This window comes from Streptomyces sp. NPDC002888, from assembly GCF_042888465.1.
Lineage (GTDB): Bacteria > Actinomycetota > Actinomycetes > Streptomycetales > Streptomycetaceae > Streptomyces.
This window is the reverse complement of record NZ_JBIAPU010000001.1, coordinates 544,582-563,865: the sequence shown is the minus strand read 5'-3', so window position 1 is coordinate 563,865 and position 19,284 is coordinate 544,582. Positions and strand designations below refer to the sequence as shown.

Here is a 19,284-nt window from a genome sequence, read left to right as displayed (position 1 = left end):
TCAGTCCGGGCAGCTGCCGCAGGGCCGTCGCCCGTAGTCGTGAAGCTCAGAAATGAGCCGCGCGGCTTCTTTCCTGGCCGGCTCCAGCCGTGGATCCTCGGGGCGCGCGTGTGGCCCTGCGATCTTCGCGCACATGAACAGTGCCATCAGCCGACCGGACCTGCTGGCCAGGTCCGGCCGACGCTCGCTCCACACACGTTCCGCCAAGGCCGGGACAGCGAGGGAGTGGCCCCATAGCGTTGCCGCGTCCAGCCCTCGTGGCGCCATGCCCCAGTCTTCCCAGTCGATCATGCAGAATTCCGGGCCGGTGACGTTCGCCCACGTCAGGTCGGCGTGGGCCGGCAGCCACTCCTCCACCGTGGTGTCGGTCACCTCGGGAAAGACTTCCCCGAGGGTAGCTGTCACCAGCTCCTGCCTGATGGTTTCGGTATCCGGCGTGGCGACGCGGGGTGCGGACTGGGCAGCGAGCGCGTCCAGCGAGGCGTTCAGCGCGGACCACCACGCATCCGCGAGACGAGGGTCCTCGATCACGAGAGCGGCTTGCCCGACCGGCGCGGCATTGACCAGTTCCATCTCATCCGCCCGCCACATCACCGGCTTCCCCGGCTCGCGCCAAGCGAGCCCTGTGTACCACCGCGGCATGACGACCCCGCTCAGGACAGCAGCCGATTCGGGGCCGTTCCACCCCTGGGTGCCGATCCGGTCGAACCCACGCCGCTCAATGCGCACCCATGTATTGCGGTCCGTCCGTGCCCCGACCGTCCGGCGCTTGCGCACCACTGTCTCCCGGTCGAGACATACCTGCAGCGACCGCTCCACACGCTCCAGCACCCCGTCAAGCGGTTCCCGGCGTAGATCAACAGCACGAGGCACAGGCAGCGTCATATGCGGGACCGTAGCAAGCACGCAGGTGCCGAATCCCGAGATGGGCAGCCGCCTCGGTCTGTGCGGCGGCGCCGGCCGTTGCCATCCGCCATACGGCCGGTCTGACTACCCCCAGCCCAAGCACTCGTCACCCTCAGGCATAAGACCAGGACACCGTTCGGTCGGAGCCACCTCGTCGAACGGGCCTGAACCACAACAATGGGCGGCATGACCACCTCACCCCTGCGGGAAGGCGCACGCGTCATCGCCCTTGACGATGCCCAGCGGGTCCTCCTGCTGCGCTACCCCGAGGGCGGAGGCTACTTCTCTGCACCAGTCAAGCCACGCAGCGCGCCAAATGTGATCCCAACACTGGTCCGGGCGATCCAGCTGCGCATGACATCCTCGTCACTGGCATCAGCGTCACCGATGTTTCTCCGTGGCGCCGTGAGTGTGCGGTAGGAGTTCACTCAGCCCAGAAGCGGTCAGAACGACATACTCGGCGCAACACCTGTGGTGCAAGGACTCGTCGAACGATTCGCTCAACGGGGCGGGCCTGCGCTGTTCCACATGGTCGGCCGGTCGCGGATCCTGTCCGTCCGGCGCGTTCTCGGGCGAAGTCTCCGTAGCTTCGGGAGTGCAGACTGCATACTTCGAGGCGAGAATGCCGTAGTTCCCCGAGCACGCCGGCCTGGGCACCGCGCGGGAGCACCACTGAGGAGAGATGTTGTCCAAGCTGACCCGCGTGGAACTCACCGCCCTGCCCCACAAGCCCCGTGGCGGTGGCCTCGAGATCCAGCGAAGCTGGTCCCGCTTGGTAGCCACCCATGCAGTCGTCTCCGGTCTGTTCACCACGCTCAACGACCTGCGCGCCGCCCAGGACGACATGCGCGGCGCGATCTCCGAGACGCATCGCGACCAGGCGCGCGCCGCCATCGTATTCACTGCAGCCGGCATCGACGCCTGCCTGCGCACCCTGCTGCGCGACGCCCTGCACACCCTGTTGCTCGCGGACGGCTCGGCGCACGGCGCATTTATCAAGCACTTCAGGGATGGCCGCCTCCAGGGTGAGCTGACCGAGGCCACCAAGAGGGCCGTCGTCGACATCGACCCGCGCTCCGCTTTGATCGACCTTTACGTCAACGACCTCGCGGGCTCCAGCATCCAGGGCGCCGAAGACCTCGCCAAGTGCCGCAACGCCCTCGGGCTGAAGAAGGATCCAGCCCTGGAGGGCTCGATACTCGAGAGCCACCAGCCCTTCTTCGACGCCCGCCACGAGGTTGTCCACGAACTCGACCTCATCGACCCTTCCGGCAAGGGCACCCGTGGCCGCCGCCACCGCGACATCGCTGCCGTCGGCGAACAGTGCGACGGCGCACTCCACCTCCTGTACGCCTTCATTTCTCCCACCGCCCGCGCCGTCAAACAGGCCCGGCGCGACATGGGATGGAACGAGACGTAGAACGGCCAGCCTACCGGCGGGTTACTTGTTCCCTGGTAGTTGAGCTGGGACTACGGGACGTCGTGGCTGGTCATCGATATGCAAACAAGGGCAGAACAAGCATGCCTCCAGCGCGAGTGCCGCACACTCGGCAATCGCGATCACGGGGAGAGGTTGCGGTGAGAGACGGAGTCCTCATCAGCTGCTCGGGTACCGCCGTGGGACGGTGCTTCAACTCCTACACTGCTATGCCTCGGCACCACACAATGGTCAGCTGTTGGCATTCTCTTGTGGATCCATGAACGCATAGGGGATAGCACCGAAGAGACTCAACTCTATGCGCCCGCGAGTTCGGAGCTCTGGGATTACCGTTGGGTCACGAACCTCATCTCTCGTGACTTGTCGAAAGTCCGCCCTCCGATTTTCCATCTCCTCAATTTTTCGCCACCCGAACAGGGTTAGGGCCGCACCCAACGCAGGGCCCACTCCAGGAACAGCTACAACAGTACCGACGGCACCGGAGCCGAGTTGACGCATGAACTGCCCCGGCTTAGTCTCCCATAGCAGCATTTTATTCCCTCCACCTTCCCAGTCGGTTAGGAATTCACCCGCACCAACTTCAAGGTAGCCTCGGAATTCTTCAAGCGCCTTCTCAAGAATCTCAGCAGCTGGATATCCTGGTTCCTGGTCCGCTTGTTGCGCCTTCTGGAGAAATTTCCTATACTCGTCCCTTTTTCGAATCTTGGACACTTGATCCGCCGTCAACAGTGCCGCGATTTCGTGAATGTCACGCTCTCTCTCGAGACACCTTGGCTCTTTTTGCTCAAATGGCGGAAGTAGCGCCATCCTCCCATCACCGCAGTCTTCCCAAGGAGTACGCGTGCCGTAGATGCGATCAACGTTACGCCCGTAGGCAGCTGGATAAATCGGAGGAATTCCGATCCCTTTCGCCATTGTGCCCAGTGAGGCAATAGACATATATGCGCGAATCTGCTGCGCTGACCTAGCTTCCCCTGGCGTACGCAGGTAATCGCGGGCGTACTCCCAAAACTCGCTCTGCCTCACAGCATCGAGTTTCCTGATCCGTATCTTCTTGCTGACGCTATCGGTCATCGCGACGGCCACATGCTCGGGTAGGCCGAGCTCCACCCAGTACTCCGGACGCAGGACGTACCCATCTCCCACTCTTCTCATTTCATCGCGAGTATCGGTGCGTACAATTTCAGGGCTGAGACTGTCCAGTAGGCGGGCAGATTCCCGAATTTGGTCCTCCTCCATTTCGGCGACGAAATTACGCTTCTCTATGATCAATTCGGCAACTTCCGAATAGTTGTTGGCTGCGGCCCGCATAGCCGTCACGATCACGCCGTCACGGAAGAGCTGCTGATACCCCGGGCCTAGCTCTTCGTCGTGCAGCAAAGCGAACATGGATGGACTAACAAGGATGCTAGTGTCCGCCAGGAAGAGGCGGCGATGCAATAGCAGATTATGGTTTAGATTGGCACGCAGACGCAGCGTGCGTTTCCTGTCTAGCGGATCCATGAGCTGAAATACTTCATCGCCGGCAGCCCAGTAGGCGTCGGGATAAGATGGAATATTAGTGATCTCCTTCAATTCCATCTTGCACCACTCCATTCTCCGCCATGCGAAGATTGAGGAATGCGCGACGCTTTGGCTGACGCCATGCGGCTGACCCGGATTCCGAGCGACCGAACAGGCAGACACACCGTTGCCCGCCTCCGCCTTCTTCTCCAGCGTGCGCCCGATGATCCTCTCGCTCAAGAGGATCACTGCAGCGGCGGCCCGCCGGGGCTCGGCGGCATTCGGCTTCGCGTCCGGTCTGCGCTTCCAGCTGGTAGCCATGCGGGGGAGACCTGCACCTACCACTCGCTGAACATCCGCGCCGTTTCAGACGCTGGTACTGATGAAGATGACCGCCCTGTGACCACGGTCAGGCACCATGCCTGCTCGTTCTGCTGGCTGGGCCGGCGGCGACTCACTCAGAGCGCTTACCCCGCCAGTTCAATCGGTGTGGTGGGCGGGCCGCTTCGGAGGTAGTCGATGATGAGTTTCGCGAGGCCGAGCGGATAGATCGTCTGAATCGTCTCCTGCATCTCGTGCAGACTCCACCAGACGCTGCTGGGGACGATCACCCGATGGACGCAGCACGGTGCCGATGCCGTCCAGCAGCAGACCGCCGGCCCGTTCTCGCTCGGTGTGGATGCCCGGCTGTCGTCGGGCTACCGGCTGTGGCCGAGCGAGGTGCAGCAGCTCCGCAAGATCGTCAGCGGACCACAACCACGACGCGCGTTCGTAGTCGACCGGGTGCCGGTGCAGCGCACCGACCGTGAGCACCACCCCGGCTGCGACTTTTTCTTCTCTCGCGGCAACGGCATCGACTGCTCGTGCGGGTTGAGCTGAGCGTCAGGCAGCGGGAAGCGCGGCGGCAGCAGCAGCGATCTTGGCGGCGACGGCGTCGAGCGACGATTCCTTTGTGCTCAGCCCGGAATGGGACGCGAGCATGGGGCTGACGTCGTAGAGCTCGTCGAAGGTCACCCCGTGCGTCACGGGCACGACGCGATTGGTGTTGAGCAGGACGGCGAGTTCCTTTTCGGCGATGCCCTCGTTCTTGATGCTCTCGAGTAGGGATGGCGTGACCAGCACGATGCCGATGCGGGAGTTACGAAGCCCCTTGTCGATCTCGCGCATCTGCAGCGAACCGAGCGGGATGTCTTCCTCGCTGAACCACACCGTCGCGCCACTGGTCTTCAGGTGGCCGTAGAGCTCCTTCGCGCTGCCCTCACGGTCGTTCCAGGCGTGGCACAGGAAGAGGTCTCGCTTGTCCGGGTACGTCTGGGCCTGTACCGCAGCCTTCTCGGCGTAGGGCTCGACCGCCTGCCACTCGGTCGGGGTGTACGACACCGTCCTGCCGGACCTGGTGCGACGCGAGGTCCCACCTCCGGACGAGCCGTACGACGAAGACCGGCCTCCGCCGCCGCTGCTGTACGAGGAGCCCGACGGGTATGACGACCGGGAGTACGACCTTCCCCAGTTGCTGCACGCTGGGCAGTTCGCGGCTCCACTCGCGGTGCGGTGGCCTCGGGAGGGTGCTGTGCATTGCGCCATGGCCCCATGGTAGGGGGAACCACCGACACAGTGTCGTAGTTACTGCACAGCCTTCCCGCCTGACGCCTATCCGTGACGGAACTCCACCACGTCGTCGGACAGGTATCGAGTCCTCCAACTGCGTCAAGTAAGCGTGCCCTGGCTGCCGCGATTGAGAACAGAGCAGGCGTCTCCTAACCTCGCGCTTTCGCGCGCCCAGCAGACTCGGAGGTCTTCGTGATGTAGCTGATCTTGAGTCGTAAGCTCGTTGTCGCCTGCCGGTGGAAGTCCGGTCCGGGTAGCTGCCAGGAGGCCCGGTAGCAGACTGGCGGCGTCGGGGGGAAACGCCCGGCGTCGAAGCCCAGTGTCGAAAGCCCTGTGAGGGGGAGCAAAGCAGCGGTCCGTAGCATCACGCGAAGCCTGCGGCGTCGTTAGAGGCCCGCCCTTTTGGGGCGGGGACAGGGAGTGCCGAGCCCCCGAAATCAGGGCGAAGGCCATGGAAGCGGCGAAGATCCTGGAGATGCAGCCGTGAGGGACTCCCCGGTGTATGGGGCATGGAACGTTGCGACGGTGACAGCGGGAACTGGGGAGGCCCTCCCCGGCCCGGCGGCCTGCGGACAGGTGCTGCCGGAAGCTGCGCGTCCTATAACCGGGTGATCCCCGGGAAGTGGGCGCGGGCCGGGTGGGCGTCGGAGGCGGCCGTAGTACCGCGATGAGCCGGCGGACAACACAACCGCCGGCCAGGGAAGGGCCGCTGCTTCGTCGATGTGCAGGTTGTCTGGAGGGGCTTGGTGAGTGCCGTTTCGGCTAGTTCCACCACGTCGGGATTCCTGAAGCTGGATCCGGTCCGAGCCTTGCAGCATGCGCTCTACCGGGCGGCCAAGGCCGGTCCCGGACGGCGGTTCCACGCGCTGGGGGACAAGGTCCACCGCAGGGACGTCCTGAGGCGCGCGTGGGTGACGGTGCGTCGCAACAACGGCGCTCCGGGCATTGACGCCACCACTCTGGCTGAAGTTGAGGAGTACGGTGTTGACCGTCTCCTTGATGAGGTGGCCGCGGAACTGCGGGAAGGCCGCTGGCGGCCGTTGCCTGCGCGCCGGGTGTTCATTCCGAAGCCCGGCGTGGCGGAGTAGAGGCCGTTGTCGATTCCTTCGGTTCGCGACCGGATCGTGCAGGCCGCGTTGAAGATCGTGCTCGAGCCGGTCTTCGAGGCCGACATGCTTCCGTGCTCGTTCGGGTTCAGGCCCAGGCGCGGAGCACACGATGCCCTCCAGGTCCTCGTGGATGAGGCGTGGCGGGGCAGGCGTTGGGTGGTGGAGACGGATATCGCCAACTGCTTTGAGGCGATTGATCATGAGAAGTTGATGCAGGCGGTCGAGGAACGCGTCGTGGACCGGTCGGTCCTCAAGCTCCTGCGCGCGATGCTGAACCGGCTGGCCACGCTGCCCGACACTATCGGCCGCCTCCGCAACCTCCGTGAACTCTGGCTGAGGGGCAACGTGCTGGAGAGCTTGCCGCCGTCTGTAGCCGACCTACGCGAACTACGCCACCTGGACCTGCGGGAGAACGCACTCGCCGAACTGCCGGAGATGCTGGCGGGCCTGCCCCGACTACGCCAGCTGGACGTAACCGCACTCGACTGCGGGACGCCGAGACGAAGCTCTCCGGGGCCAAGAGCCCGGAGGAGTTCGAGGCCGCCCTCGCGGACGTGAAGGCCAAGAACGCCGACCTTGAGCGCTCGATCCTCGAGTCCACCGTGGCCCGCAGGTTCGATCTCCCCGAGGCCCTGGCGGGTCGCCTGCATGGCAAGACACCCGAGGAGTCGGAGGCCGACGCGAAGGGCCTTCAGGCTCTTGTCGCCCAGGGGTCTCCAGCCACCCTCGGCGGTGGTCTCGACCCGTCCGACGAGGACGACGGAGAGATGGACCCACGCAAGCTCGCGCGGCGCTCCAGGCGCTTCTAGCCCCGCAGCTCCCATACGGTCATGTCAAACGTGACAGGCCCCTTCGGAGGCGCCGAGGCTACCCGCAGGAAGGCAACCCGGCCTTCGCTTGTTTCCACGCAGATGCCGCGCCCTCGTTGCAAATTGTCTATCGAGTCACTGGCGTTCCTCTGTACGGCTTGCAGGCAGTCGGCTTCCTGAACGGCCCCGGAAGTCGCAGCGATCGGGGCAACCGTTCCGCCGAGGTAGCCGTAGACCTTCGCGTTCTCCATGGCCCCGGACGCGTCCGTGTTCACGAGGATGTCGACGCCCTTCGGAGCTTCGCCCTCTACGAGCGGTGCCCTTGTATCTAGCTCCAGATAGCTGCCGTTCACGTCGACCTCAACGGCTTTAGGGCCGAACATGATCTTCGACGCCGCCTGGCGGGGCGTGGGCGATGCCCCCGAGGTATCCGCTGAGCCTCCTCCGCCCGTCGAGGGCCTTCCCGCGGCTGAATCTTGATCGTCCGAGGGGGCAAGTGCGAGATATACGGACACGAGAATCCCAACGACGGGAATCACGATCCCGATCACCCACCATGCCCACTTTGGCTGTCCTGCTCCTTGCCTCGGCTCAGAGGGCCTCGTACTGGGCCTTGTTCGTGGTTGATGTCCTTGCGTCTGCACCAGGCACCCCCGTCAGGCATCTCTCGTCGCTTGAGGCGATCACGCTACGACAGCCTCACAAACCTCGGCCAGCTCAGCCGGTAACGATCCACCCGCCAACCCGGCGCCAACCCCTTGTAGGGGTAGTCCAGTTGCCCATCACGCAGCATCAGGTCGTAAAGCCCCGGAAGCTCGTGAACACCGCTGTCGGGATGCTCGAACAGGAGCTGTTGGTCCCGAACCTGTTCCAGGAGCAGGGTGTTGACCAGTTCAAGGGTGCCGAGAACGACACCATCTCCATGAAGGTCGAAGGCATCCTGCCGTTCCACGACTATGCGTGGCGCAACGACCGCTGGAACCCGATCGTCTTCGACGAGAACGCGGGGCGGACCATCGCCGTGACCTTCGGCGGCAACGTGTACTCGGCCGTCAAGCTCACCGTGTGCCGCGGGCTTGAACGCCGGCCCGCTGTCGTTCGAGGCGGATTTTCACCAACGCGGCACACAGCAGCTCCACCAGCAGGTAGTCGTCCTGAGCGGTCCGTGAGTCTCTCTCCGCCGAGGCGGGCGTCCCGCGATGCAGGGACCACAGCAGCGGGGCGGTGGTCATCTGGAAAGTCGCCGTCAACCGATGGTGCCTGCGTACCCCCGGAGGCCGACGCAGCCGCTTCCTGAGCAACATTCATAGCCGACCGGTATACCCGACCGCACTGACAACGCCTCTCAGGATTCGAATGTCTATGCGATTGACCCGCTCATGATTTCGATCATTGTCGGCTGGCGCTGCCGGACGGCACTGTGGGCAGCGGCGCTACGGCCTGCGGGATTCTTCGATGGGGATCTCTGAGACCGCGTTTGAGATCTGCGGCGTGGGACGATCGACCGGTGACTCGACGCGTAGACCGTGACCGCTCTCTGGAGGAGCTTGAGCGCGACCGTTGGCCGACCCCGTCGGCTGAGGCAAGTCGCCTTGTTGCGACGGTGCACGCCCTTCGGCGTCGGCCGATCGGCGAGCTGACCGTCGAGGACATGCGTCTGTTGATCGGGCAGGACGTGGGACTTGCCTATCTTCTGCCGCTCGCGCTGGAGGCGCTGCGGGACGACCCGATGGCCGAGGGCGACATGTACGAGGGCGATCTGCTGTACGCCGTTCTGACCAGAAGTCCAGCAGTATGGGAAGAGTGGCCCGAACTCGGCCGGGAGCTGGGCGTAATCGTCTCGGAGCTGACCGATCTGCCGCCGTCCTTGATGCAGGAGACCGCGAGGTTCCTGGCTCGGTAGGCGTTTCGGCGCGGGCCGGTGCGATCGGACTGCCTAGGGCTGCTGCCGCACGAGTGGGCGCGGTCCTGGCCGTGTCGCGGGGCGGCCGCGAGTCAGGCGGCGAACCATGATGCCGATCATCGCCCAGCGGATCATCGTCTCGGAGCGGGCCGGACTGGTCTCGTAATCGCGGGCGAGGCGACGGTGGGCGGTGATCCACGAAAGCGTGCGCTCGACCGCCCACCGCTTCGGCTGTACCTGGAACCCCCGCTGATCAGAGTCTTTGCGGACGATCTCCAGCTCGCGGCCGAGCACGGTGGTGGTCCAGTCGACCAGGCGGCCGGCGAAGCCCTGGTCCGCCCAGATCTTCTTGACACCCGGGTGGTCGAGGCGCGTCCACAGCAGAGGTCGGCGGGCGCCATCGCGGTCCTGCACGCTCGCCGCGACCACGTGCACGGCCAGCAGCAGGCCGAGGGTGTCGGTGACGATGAACCGCTTACGGCCCTTGACCTTCTTGCCCGCGTCGAATCCCCTGGTGGCGGCCGGAACGGTATCGGCGGTGCGGACGGACTGCGAATCGATCAGGCCCGCGCTCGGCTCGACGTTGCGGCCGTCGGCTTCACGGATCTGGCCGCGCAGTGCGTCGTGGATGCGTTCGACCGTTCCGTCGTCGTGCCACCACGTGAAGTACCAGTACACCGTCGGCCACGGCGCGAAGTCCTTCGGCAGCTGCCGCCAAGCGCAGCCCGTCCGCACGACGTAGAAGATCGCGTTCACGATCCGCCGCCGCGGATGCTTCTCCCGCCGCCCGCCCTTCGGCAACGCCCACTGCTCGTCCGTCAAGTCCGACGGATACTCTCCCCCAGCACCGCTCACATGAGGCTCAACGACCACGCACGCACCTGGGCACGGCAGATCTCAAACGCGGTCTGAAAACCGCTCTGCCTTCGGCTCCGGGAAGGCGCGCGGCCCGCGCTGTCAGTGGCGGGTGGTGGGATATGCCGTAGCACCGTTGCCGATGTCTCCGGAGTCGCCCGCATGAGCTTAGATATGACGGCCCCTGCCTCTCGCGAGCCGAAAAATGGCATCGGAGCGAGCCCAGTACCTCGCTCGGGTTGCACCGATCGGACACGAGCAGCGAGCCATCGGGCTGCATCCTGGGAGGTCTGGTGCGGGTTGCTCTCGAGCGATGGGGTCCGGCAGGTGAACCTCGCAGTGGCGACAGGGGGTGTGCAGGGCGCCGTCGGCTACCCGCGCGCATATGCCCGAGGGCACCGCAAGGTGCGTCCCGATGGCGGCGTCGTTTGCCGTTTTCGTGGTTTTGGGGAGGCGGATATCGTCTGTGAGTCTCCCGCCCACGGGGCGCGACGCTTCGCGTGTGCTCACCCGGCAGGCCAAGCCTGGTGTGTACATGCAGAGCCCGCCCTAAATAGGGTGACCAGCAGGATTTCACGGCCTTCGGGTCGCCACCTTTTGACGAGCAAGGACACCCCCGACTGATGGCAGTGACCCAGCAGGAGATCGAGAACCGGTTGTGGGACGCCGCCGACGAGCTGCGCGTGGCGATGCCCGAGGCGCAGTACTCCTCGGTCGTCTTCCCTCTGATGTTCTGGAAGTATCTGTCGGATACCTGGGAGCACACCCACCAGACGTTCCTCAAGGAGAACGAGGACCTCGACCTCTCGGCCGAGGAAGCCGACGAGGTCGAGTACAGCAACTACCAGACGTTCAAGATCCCTTTCATCTTCCCTGGTACCGTCGCCGAGAGCCGCGCCTCTTGGTCATCCATCCTCGCCACCGTCGCCCAGCACGGCCTCGGCCAGCGGGTTCGCGCTTCCCTCCAGGCCATCGAGTCGGCCAACCCTGACAAGTTCTCCCGTATTTTTGGGTCCATGACCTGGACCTCCGAAGCGGTGCTGCCAGGGGAGGTGCTGGCGTCGGTCATGCGGACGATGAACCGCGTCCCCAAGATGCACGAGGGCAACATGTCCCACGACGTGCTCGGTGGAGCGTACGAATACCTGCTCAAGCGGTTCTCGGACGGGTCCGGTACCCGCGCTGGCCAGTTCTTCACGCCGCGCGAGGTCGTCGAGCTGATCATCGAACTGCTGGGCCCCAAGAACCACGAGTCGGTGTACGACCCGACCTGCGGGTCAGGCGGCATGCTCATTGCCGCCGCGAACCTTCTGAAGGCCCACGGCGGGCGGGGGTACACACTCAGCCTGAACGGCCAAGAGGCGGTAACGGACACTGCTGGCGTGGCCCGCATGAACCTCTTCATGCACAACCTGACCGAGTTCAAGGTCGAGGTCGGCGACACCTTGAGGGACCCGCGTTTCAAGAAGCCGGACGGGTCCGTCAAGCAATTCGATATCATCGTCGCCAATCCGCCCTACAGCCTGAAGTGGAAGCCCTGGACCAACGACCCGCGAGCCATCGGCGGGGTCGCCCCACAGTCGTCGGCGGACTGGGCATTCGTGCAGCACATGATCGCCAGCATGGACCCGCAGAAGGGCCGCGCCGGCGTCGTCCTGCCGCACGGCGTCCTCTTCCGAGGCGGCCAGGAAGCAGCCATCCGTCAGCGCGTCCTGGACCACGACCTCCTGGAAGCCGTGATCGGGCTGCCCGCGAACCTCTTTTACAGCACAACGATTCCGACCTGCATCCTCGTATTCCGTGCCCCTGGCACCAAGGCCCCGGAGCGGAAGGACGGCGTGCTGTTCATCGACGCCTCCGCACGATTCACCAAAGCCAAGAACCGCAATGTCCTCACGGACGTAGACATCACCAACGTCGTGACCGCCTACCACTCGCGCTCCGACGGCAGCGAAGAGACTGACCTCTCGGCACGGTTCGTCCCCACCACAGAGATCGTGGCGAACGGGTACGACCTCAATATCGGCCGCTACATCAAGCAGGCCGCCGCTGAGCAAGAGGACCTCGGCACGCTCATCGACGCCTACAACATCGCCCGGGCCGAGCGTCAGAAGGCCGAGCAGCGCATGCTCGCGGTCCTCTCTGCCGCCGGGATCGAGGGCTTCGATGAGTGACTGGCAGCAGATCAGCCTCGGTGGTCTGGAGTCTCCCGTGCGTCGCAAGGTAGTAGCCGTTCCGCCACAGGGATCGAGGGCTTCGGCGAGTGACGGCTATCCGCTTCGTGCGCTCGGGGAAGTGATGCGTCTCGACATCCAGCGCACACCGATGAAGCCTGCAACTACCTACCGTCTAGCCGGTGTCCTGAATGCAGGGAAGGGCGTTGTCGCTAAGGGCGAGCTCGACGGCGGAGATACAGAGTACGCAGCAATGAACGTGCTGCGCGCCGATCAGGTCGTGATGCGAAAGCTGACTGCGTGGGAGGGCCCGATCACCGTAGTACCTGCCGAGTTCGACGGGTTCGTCGTCAGTAACGAGTTCCCGACGTTCACGCTTGGCCCAGAAGTGATGCCCGACTGGATGAGGCATGTCTGTGGCTCACCGCGACTGTGGGCAGAGATGAAGAACCGAGTGAGCGGGACGGTTCAACGGCGCAAGCGTCTCAACCCAGAGCAGCTTTTGCAGATTCAACTGCCGATCCCGCCCCGTGAGGTACAAACTCGGATCGTAGAGGTGCTCGACGCGGTCGATGACCAGATCAACGCACTCCGCCGGGAAGCGGAAGCGCTCGCTCGGATTCATGACGCAACACGTGAATCGCTACTCAAGGATGCGCCCTTGACCCCACTCTCTGATGTCTGCGAGCTGACCGCTCGGCTCGTGGACCCGAGGTTGGAGGAGTACGCGGACTTGACCCACGTTGGTGTTGAGACGATCGCCAAAGGCACCGGGGAGATCGTCGGTGCACGAACCGCTCGGGAAGACAAGATCATCAGCGGGAAGTTCCTATTCTGCGAAGGTGATGTCATCTACTCGAAGATCCGTCCCGCGCTGCGGAAGGTTGCTGTGCCGGGATTCTCAGGGCTGTGCAGTGCGGACGCCTATCCGCTCAGGCCCAAGGGTGATATTCCCGCCTCCCTGCTACGTGAGGTACTGCTCCAAGAGCGCGTAGTCGAGTCAGCGGTGTCGATGGCTGGGCGGACCAAGATGCCCAAGGTGAACCGCAAGCAGTTGTTCTCGATCCGGGTAGCAATGCCTTGTCCGGATAGCATCGATTCGGTAGATGCCGCGTTGTCTGCGCTCCGGGGGCATCGTGAGGCTGTCGTCGCTGAAGCCGCGCGCCTCCGTGAAGTTCGGGTTGGGCTGCTGGCGGGACTACTGGACCGCGCCATCGACATCGTGTCTGCCGAGTTGGGGGTCTGAGCGGTGGCAAAGGGCATTCGAGAGCGTGAGTTTCAGAACTCGATGATCCAGTGGTCCCTTCCGATGGGGTGGGGCTTCATAGCGGGCAGGTCGCTGCCGCGTGAGACGACACAAACGGTGCTCGCCGGCGAGCTGCGGGACGCCATCGTCCGGCTCAACCCTGAGGTGATCGACGGGTTCGACGTGGACGCCGTGGTCGAGGAGATTATCGCTACGGTCAACGCCGTCGATGGCGGGCTGGTGCGAGCCAACGAGCAGGTACTGGAACTGCTGCGCGGGCACAAGGAGTTCCGGGGCGCCGACGGCGTGTGGCACGCCTTGAAGGTCATCGATTTCGAGCACCCGACCACCAACACCCTGGTCGTGTCGGACGAGGTGACCATAACCATCCCCGGCAAGACCCCCCGCCGGTTCGATCTCGTGTACTGGGCCAATGGCCTGCCCCTCGTTGTCGTAGAGGTGAAGTCACCGACCGCTAAGTCCGGGTGGGCCGACGCCGCACGCGAGATCAACGACGTGTACGCCACCGAATATCCATGGTTCTTCACCCCCAATGTCTTCGCTGTCGCCTCCGACGGGCTGAAGCTGCGGTTCGGTGCCGCTGGTGCGCCCCTGAACCTGTGGCAGCCGTTCCGATCCACTGACGACGACGAGAACCTGTCCGGGCAGGCCGACGTGCAGCGCTCCGTCGAGCTGCTTCTCAACCCAGGCACGGTCCTGGACATGCTCGCCAACTTCACCCTCTTCGACACCTCTGGAGGCGGGGCGGACAAGAAGTACCTGCCCCGCTACCCACAGATGGAGGCCGCCCATCTGATCCACAGGCGGGTCCTGGCCGACGGCAAGAAGGGTCTGGTCTGGCACCACCAAGGCAGCGGGAAGACGCTGCTGATGGTGTTCGCTGCTTCGCTGCTGCTGGCTGACACCCGCACCGATTCGCCCACGATCATCTTGCTCTCGGACCGAACCCAGCTCGTGCGGCAAACCTCCGGGGTATTCACCTCCGCGATGGGAGACGCCTACTTCCACCAACCTTCCACCAGCAAGGAGTTGCGCTCGCTGCTGGCAGACGATGTGCGCGGCGTCATCTCCACGACCGTCCACAAGTTCGCCGACGCCGGCAAGAACCTGTCGACCCGCCGCAACATCATCGTGCTGGTCGATGAGGCACACCGCACGCAGTCATCCGAGGAAGAGTCCCTGGCGGGGCAGATGCGCGCAGCGTTGCCGCACGCGAAGTTCTTCGGCATGACCGGCACACCCGTCAGGAACCTCGCCACCAACACCTTCGCCCTCTTCGGTGAGGAGACCGACCCGAACAGGGTGCTGCACCGGTATTCGGTGTCCCGGTCCCTTCAGGACGAGGCAACCGTCCCGGTCATGCTGGACCCACACCCGGTCACCTTCGAGATGAACGACCGGGCCCTACAGGCCGAGTTCGACCAGTTCGCCGACGAATTCGATCTCGACGACCCCGACCGGGAAACCTTGTCCCGCAAGTTCGGGCGCCTCACCTCAGTGTTCGCCAACCCCGAACGCATCCACACGGTCTGCCAGGACATCGTGGACCACTACCTGGCCGGCACCTATCGCAACGGCCTCAAGGCGCAGGTCGTCGCCTACAACCGTGAGCTGGCCGTGGCATACACGGACAAGATCAACGAGCTGCTGGCCGGCTACGAGGCGTCGCAGGTACTCGCCGAGGTCGGCAAGCACGGTCGGATCACCGCAGAGGTGAATATCCACGTCTCGGACGCCAAGACCGAGGAAGCGGCCATGCGGCCCTACCGGCTCTCCGAGGTCGACGAGGAGGACCAGAAGCGGCGATTCCTCACTCCCGATGACCCACTGTGCTTCCTGGTCGTGACGGCCAAGCTGATGACTGGGTTCGACGCCCCCAACGAGGGCGTCCTCTACCTGGACAAGCCAATGAAGGCTCACAACCTGTTCCAGACGATCACCCGCCCGAACCGCACCTGGATCTCCCCGGCCGGATTCGTGAAGACCACCGGCGTGGTCGTGGACTACATCAGCCTGGCCGAAGAAGTCCAGCGTGCCGTCGTCGACCCCACCTCGGAGGGGTCCGCAGGCAAGGGCGGCGGGTTCGTCACCGACCTGACCGACCTGGTCGCCGAGTTCCGCACCACCTTCGCCCGCATCGAAGACCTCCTCGCAGATGTGGACGGCCTCGACCTCACGGCACACGGATACGAGTCCGTACGTGCCATCAACGGCTTCCTGGACGCCAACCCTGACGCCGCCGAGGTCTTCAGCAAGAACTACCGGCTTCTGGCCCGCCTGTACCCACTCATCAACACGGACAAGCGGGTCGCCAAGTACCAGGACGGGTTCGGGCTCTTCGGGTCTGCGTACACGACCCTGTTCAAGAAGTCTTCCGACGAGGAAAGGAAGGAGCGACTGGGCGAGCTGGGGCCGATGGTCCTGGAGATAATCAACGCCCACGTCCACTCCTTCTCGGTGGCCGCCTCCCAGGAAGAAGCCCTCGTCCTGGACGCCCAGGGCATCACGATCCTCAAGGAGCTGCTGGCCCTCGTCCGTCCCAAGCCCGACAAGGACGACAGCGAGGACAAGAGGCCGCCGTCTGCGGCGGAGATCCTGGATCACATCAAGGCGGCCCTCGAGAAGGGCGTCGAACCGGGGTCTGCGAAGTACACCGCCCTGGCAGAGCGGATCAGGCAGCTGCGGGACCGGATCATCCAGAACGCCCAGGACGCCTTGGAGTTCCTGGCCGAAGCACTCCGGGTCGCCCGTGCCATCGTGAACGCGGAGAAGCACCCCGACGAAGCCGTCGTGCTGGACGACGACCACGTGGGTGTCCTGTCGCGGATCATCCGCGACCACGCGCCGCCCGGCCTCACCGTCACGGAGCAAAATCTGGCCGAGGAGATCGACCAGGTGGTCAAGCGCACCCTCGCCCAGTCATGGGACAACGCTGAGGCCCGCAACCGCGGCGTCCGCCGCGCCACGGCCGCTGTATTCCGCCGGTACATGTTGAAGCCGGTGGGCGAACCGTACGGCTCCACCGTCGCCTACGTTGAAGCCCACTACCTCGTTGACTGACGAGTGCATGGAGGCCCGGCAACGTGTGACGGTTGCCGGGCCTCGTCGCGCTGCTCGGGCCCCGATCTGTCCCCTGAGCGACCCCAATTTTCGTCGTCGTTCCGGCTGGCGGGGATGCTACAACGGGGCCAGGGCTGCGATGCTGCGCACGGTGATGTGGAGGGCGTGAAGCGGCTGAGTCCGTGTGGGGCGCACGACCTCCAGACTTTGTGCGCCCTCACGAAGCCGGAAGACGAGCTGGTCGAAGTGGTACCAGCCGAGGTTGATCCACAGGGCGTCGGCGCCGTACTGGTCGCGGCGGTGGTCGAGTGGCTGTCCCTGCACCCATACGGACGGCGGGGACATGCCGGAGTCCTCCGTATAGCGCACGGCGGCGGCGGCTGCGCGATGCAGTGGGCTGTCCGTCTTCCATCGGCGCCCCAGGGCGGCTACGGCGGCCGGGTCGGTGGGGTCGGCGGACGTGAGGGCGATGCGGCTGATCTCGATCGCGCCGGTGTCGAGCAGTTCCACTAGCCGGACGCGTATGGGGAGGGGGATCCACCGGTCGAGTCCGTCGAACTGCTCGATCATGGCGTCGCGGGGCGCTCGGCCGGCGTCCGGGTCCGCCTTCATCGCCTGCAGCCGTTCTTCTGCGGTGGCGCGGGTGTCGCCGCGTTTCCACAGCAGTTGTGGCTCGGAGCCTTCGGGGAGGCGGTCGTTCTGGTTGAACTGGAATTGGAAGCCGCGCTTGCTGCCTTTGAGCGCGCGCTTCATGCCCGCCATGGGATCCCGCCCGTACATGAGGGCGCCGACGACGTGTTCGGTGAATTCGGCGTCGGTCCGGTGGATCACGGCCACGTCGAGGTCGCCTGGCTGCAGCGCGCCTCGGGCGTAGGAACCGAATACATAGACCTCGTCTACGAGGTCGAGGGGGCGACTGCCTGCGTCCAGATTGTCGAGCATCTCGTGGAGCATCGCCGTTGCCCGTTCACGTTTCACTTGGACTCCCTTGCCGCCCACGAGCACTGCTTGGACCTTAGGGGCCACAAGCTAAGGAGAGAGCGCTCTGCAGAGTGAACCCACGAGCGTCCCGCGCTGGGTTGCCGATGGCGGGGGCCTCATCGGCATTCAGCGAGAGTAAGCCCCCGTGAAACGGACAGACGCGGTACGGTGCGAGTGAGTGTGGCCCTGCGGCATCCCCCGTCCGCAGGGCCACACTGCTGTTCGCGTGCGTGAGTGTGCTGGTCAGCGGCTTCGGCTCGCCTGAGGTCTGGCGACGGTCGTCGCGATGGCCGGTGCGGTAGCGGTGAGACGCGGAGGCTGCCGCTGGACGCTGGGGCTGAACTGCCGCGTGCCGGTGCCGTGCGCGAGTTCCTCGGCCAGGTCGGCGATCATGGGGGCGGGTGTGTAGGGGGAGGCGTGGATCGTCCAGGTGGGCTGGTCGATGGTGGGGCCGGCCCAGATGGTCCAGGTGGTGAGGGGGCTGTTCGGTTGCTGGGCGGCGAAGGCGTCGAATTGGACACCGGCATCCTGGGAGGCATTCGTCCAGCGGAGCCAGCGTCCGTCCACGGTGTGTTTCCATCCGGCGTCAGCGAGGGGTCTCGTGGCGGCGGTGACGGTCTTCTCGTCAACGGGGCTCCCCAGGGCGGTGTCCCATCCGTCACCGTCGGCGAGGTGGTTCAGCAGTGCCTGGAGGATGGGGGCGGGGGCAGTGCCCGTGGCGGTCAGGTGCCACATGCGGTCGGACACTGGCGTCTCGTACGCGGCCACGGTCCAGGCGGTTTCGAGGGGGTGGGCTTCGTGGATCCGCTCGATGCGCAGGGTCTGCGATTCGTGGATCGCGTGGGTGGTCTCGTCTGACCAGGTCCGCCACTTCTCCCATTCGCCGTGTGCGGTGAGGAAGGTGTCGAGGAGGGCGTCGTGGTTGCCGGCATCGGCCAGGTAGGCCGCAACTGTCTCGGGCTCCGGGCGGGCCGGTTCGGGCTTGGCTGCGGTGAGGGCGAGCGGGGTGCGGGCTTCGGCGGCGGCGCGTTCGGTGTCGGTCAGGGGTGCTGGGCCGGGGCGCATGTCTGCAGCGTGAACCTTCTCGAAGGCGAGCAGGGCCCCAGCGGGTGAGTCGAAGGTGTCTGCGACTTGCCGCAGGTGGTCCTCGCCGTGGAGGTAGACGGATTTGCCGTTGCGGCCGAGGTAGGTGCCGACGGCGACGGTGGTGTGGCCGTCGTGGGCGTGGGCGTGGATGAGGAGCTGGCCGTGGCGGATGTCGTCATGGATCTTCTGGGCCTCGTTGGAGACCTCTCGGATTTCGCTGCGGGTGCACCAGGGCATCGGGTAGTTGGCCCAGGTCCATTCCTCGTCCATGGCCTCCTGGAGGCGAGGGGTGATCTCGGCGGTGATGCCTTCGGCGGTGAGGTGCTTGGCTGCGTCCTGGGCCCAGTAGGGCTCCTCGTGGTCGATGCGGACCAGGACCAGGACGTTGTCGGCGACGACGGTCCAGTCGGCTGCCTCCAGGCTCAGGTGGGCGATGTGGGCCTGGGTGCCGGTCAGGGCGGCGGTCACGGCGCTGGGATGGGTGGGGTGGATGTCGAGGTGGACGTGGGCGTCGATGGGGAGTGTGGTGGTCACGTTGAGGTGGTCGTCTCTTCTGCCGGTGGCCGGGTCTTCGGGTCCGGCCAC

17 protein-coding genes are annotated in these 19,284 nt (G+C 65.0%); 10 read left to right on the top strand and 7 right to left on the bottom strand.

Going from position 1 to position 19,284, the window contains the following annotated elements; all coding sequences use genetic code 11:
• Positions 1 to 885, bottom strand: a complete 885-nt coding sequence (locus tag ACFYWX_RS02615) for a hypothetical protein (protein ID WP_061334395.1) — start codon at positions 883 to 885, stop codon at positions 1 to 3.
• A gap of 706 nt (positions 886 to 1,591) precedes the next feature.
• Between ACFYWX_RS02615 and ACFYWX_RS02610 the strand changes: the two genes are divergently transcribed.
• Complete coding sequence (locus ACFYWX_RS02610; RefSeq protein WP_061334421.1) at positions 1,592 to 2,326, top strand: hypothetical protein; 735 nt, start codon at positions 1,592 to 1,594, stop codon at positions 2,324 to 2,326.
• A gap of 249 nt (positions 2,327 to 2,575) precedes the next feature.
• Here ACFYWX_RS02610 and ACFYWX_RS02605 read toward each other — a convergent pair whose 3' ends face one another.
• On the bottom strand, positions 2,576 to 4,168 hold the full coding sequence (locus tag ACFYWX_RS02605) for a hypothetical protein (protein ID WP_389422097.1): 1,593 nt from the start codon (positions 4,166 to 4,168) through the stop codon (positions 2,576 to 2,578).
• Between the two features lie 354 nt (positions 4,169 to 4,522).
• Here ACFYWX_RS02605 and ACFYWX_RS02600 point away from each other — a divergent pair, with 354 nt between their 5' ends.
• The gene (locus ACFYWX_RS02600; protein ID WP_389422096.1) at positions 4,523 to 4,726 is read left to right on the top strand and encodes a hypothetical protein; all 204 of its coding nucleotides are present in this window, start codon (positions 4,523 to 4,525) and stop codon (positions 4,724 to 4,726) included.
• A 3-nt stretch (positions 4,727 to 4,729) separates the two neighbouring features.
• Here the strand turns inward: ACFYWX_RS02600 and ACFYWX_RS02595 are convergent, their stop codons facing one another.
• Complete coding sequence (locus ACFYWX_RS02595) at positions 4,730 to 5,227, bottom strand: toll/interleukin-1 receptor domain-containing protein (RefSeq protein ID WP_061334398.1); 498 nt, start codon at positions 5,225 to 5,227, stop codon at positions 4,730 to 4,732.
• A 974-nt stretch (positions 5,228 to 6,201) separates the two neighbouring features.
• Between ACFYWX_RS02595 and ACFYWX_RS02590 the strand changes: the two genes are divergently transcribed.
• The 3 genes from ACFYWX_RS02590 to ACFYWX_RS02580 are packed head-to-tail and all read left to right on the top strand — an operon-like array spanning position 6,202 to position 7,373.
• Positions 6,202 to 6,543: a hypothetical protein gene (locus tag ACFYWX_RS02590; protein ID WP_389422095.1), complete on the top strand. Its 342-nt coding sequence runs from the start codon at positions 6,202 to 6,204 to the stop codon at positions 6,541 to 6,543.
• Between the two features lie 6 nt (positions 6,544 to 6,549).
• On the top strand, positions 6,550 to 7,122 hold the full coding sequence (locus ACFYWX_RS02585; protein ID WP_389422094.1) for a reverse transcriptase domain-containing protein: 573 nt from the start codon (positions 6,550 to 6,552) through the stop codon (positions 7,120 to 7,122).
• Positions 7,119 to 7,373 (top strand): hypothetical protein, encoded by a 255-nt coding sequence (locus ACFYWX_RS02580; protein WP_389422093.1) that lies wholly within the window; start codon positions 7,119 to 7,121, stop codon positions 7,371 to 7,373. Before ACFYWX_RS02585 ends, ACFYWX_RS02580 begins: the two co-directional genes overlap by 4 nt.
• Here the strand turns inward: ACFYWX_RS02580 and ACFYWX_RS02575 are convergent.
• Entirely contained in the window at positions 7,370 to 7,924 is a 555-nt protein-coding gene (locus ACFYWX_RS02575) for a hypothetical protein (RefSeq protein ID WP_159059648.1), read from the bottom strand. The genes ACFYWX_RS02580 and ACFYWX_RS02575 overlap by 4 nt on opposite strands.
• Positions 7,925 to 8,148: 224 nt before the next feature.
• Here ACFYWX_RS02575 and ACFYWX_RS02570 point away from each other — a divergent pair, with 224 nt between their 5' ends.
• Both ACFYWX_RS02570 and ACFYWX_RS02565 read left to right on the top strand, forming a co-directional pair.
• Positions 8,149 to 8,670: a hypothetical protein gene (locus ACFYWX_RS02570; protein WP_247201196.1), complete on the top strand. Its 522-nt coding sequence runs from the start codon at positions 8,149 to 8,151 to the stop codon at positions 8,668 to 8,670.
• A gap of 123 nt (positions 8,671 to 8,793) precedes the next feature.
• Positions 8,794 to 9,276, top strand: coding sequence for a contact-dependent growth inhibition system immunity protein (locus tag ACFYWX_RS02565; protein ID WP_308061808.1), 483 nt, complete (start codon positions 8,794 to 8,796; stop codon positions 9,274 to 9,276).
• Positions 9,277 to 9,309: 33 nt separating this feature from the next.
• On the opposite strand, the gene ACFYWX_RS02560 is transcribed toward ACFYWX_RS02565, so the two are convergent.
• Positions 9,310 to 10,131: an IS5 family transposase gene (locus tag ACFYWX_RS02560; RefSeq protein ID WP_389422171.1), complete on the bottom strand. Its 822-nt coding sequence runs from the start codon at positions 10,129 to 10,131 to the stop codon at positions 9,310 to 9,312.
• A gap of 623 nt (positions 10,132 to 10,754) precedes the next feature.
• Between ACFYWX_RS02560 and ACFYWX_RS02555 the strand changes: the two genes are divergently transcribed.
• From ACFYWX_RS02555 to ACFYWX_RS02545, 3 genes are read left to right on the top strand one after another with little or no spacing between them, the layout of a single operon-like run.
• Positions 10,755 to 12,305, top strand: coding sequence for a type I restriction-modification system subunit M (locus tag ACFYWX_RS02555; RefSeq protein WP_061334409.1), 1,551 nt, complete (start codon positions 10,755 to 10,757; stop codon positions 12,303 to 12,305).
• Positions 12,298 to 13,551: a restriction endonuclease subunit S gene (locus ACFYWX_RS02550; RefSeq protein ID WP_389422092.1), complete on the top strand. Its 1,254-nt coding sequence runs from the start codon at positions 12,298 to 12,300 to the stop codon at positions 13,549 to 13,551. The genes ACFYWX_RS02555 and ACFYWX_RS02550 overlap by 8 nt, the downstream gene beginning before the upstream one ends.
• A 3-nt stretch (positions 13,552 to 13,554) precedes the next feature.
• Positions 13,555 to 16,632 (top strand): type I restriction endonuclease subunit R, encoded by a 3,078-nt coding sequence (locus ACFYWX_RS02545; protein WP_389422091.1) that lies wholly within the window; start codon positions 13,555 to 13,557, stop codon positions 16,630 to 16,632.
• Positions 16,633 to 16,749: 117 nt separating this feature from the next.
• Here the strand turns inward: ACFYWX_RS02545 and ACFYWX_RS02540 are convergent, their stop codons facing one another.
• Both ACFYWX_RS02540 and ACFYWX_RS02535 read right to left on the bottom strand, forming a co-directional pair.
• The gene (locus ACFYWX_RS02540) at positions 16,750 to 17,610 is read right to left on the bottom strand and encodes a nucleotidyltransferase domain-containing protein (protein ID WP_319300773.1); all 861 of its coding nucleotides are present in this window, start codon (positions 17,608 to 17,610) and stop codon (positions 16,750 to 16,752) included.
• A 246-nt stretch (positions 17,611 to 17,856) separates the two neighbouring features.
• The gene (locus tag ACFYWX_RS02535) at positions 17,857 to 19,233 is read right to left on the bottom strand and encodes a DUF317 domain-containing protein (protein WP_389422170.1); all 1,377 of its coding nucleotides are present in this window, start codon (positions 19,231 to 19,233) and stop codon (positions 17,857 to 17,859) included.
• Positions 19,234 to 19,284: the final 51 nt, after the last annotated feature.

What these genes read in the sequence shown, in the direction of transcription:
- ACFYWX_RS02605 (WP_389422097.1), bottom strand. Translation starts at nt 4,168, where the DNA reads ATGGCTACCAGCTGGAAGCGCAGACCGGACGCGAAGCCGAATGCCGCC.
- ACFYWX_RS02550 (WP_389422092.1), top strand. Translation starts at nt 12,298, where the DNA reads ATGAGTGACTGGCAGCAGATCAGCCTCGGTGGTCTGGAGTCTCCCGTG.
- ACFYWX_RS02615 (WP_061334395.1), bottom strand. Translation starts at nt 885, where the DNA reads ATGACGCTGCCTGTGCCTCGTGCTGTTGATCTACGCCGGGAACCGCTT.
- ACFYWX_RS02555 (WP_061334409.1), top strand. Translation starts at nt 10,755, where the DNA reads ATGGCAGTGACCCAGCAGGAGATCGAGAACCGGTTGTGGGACGCCGCC.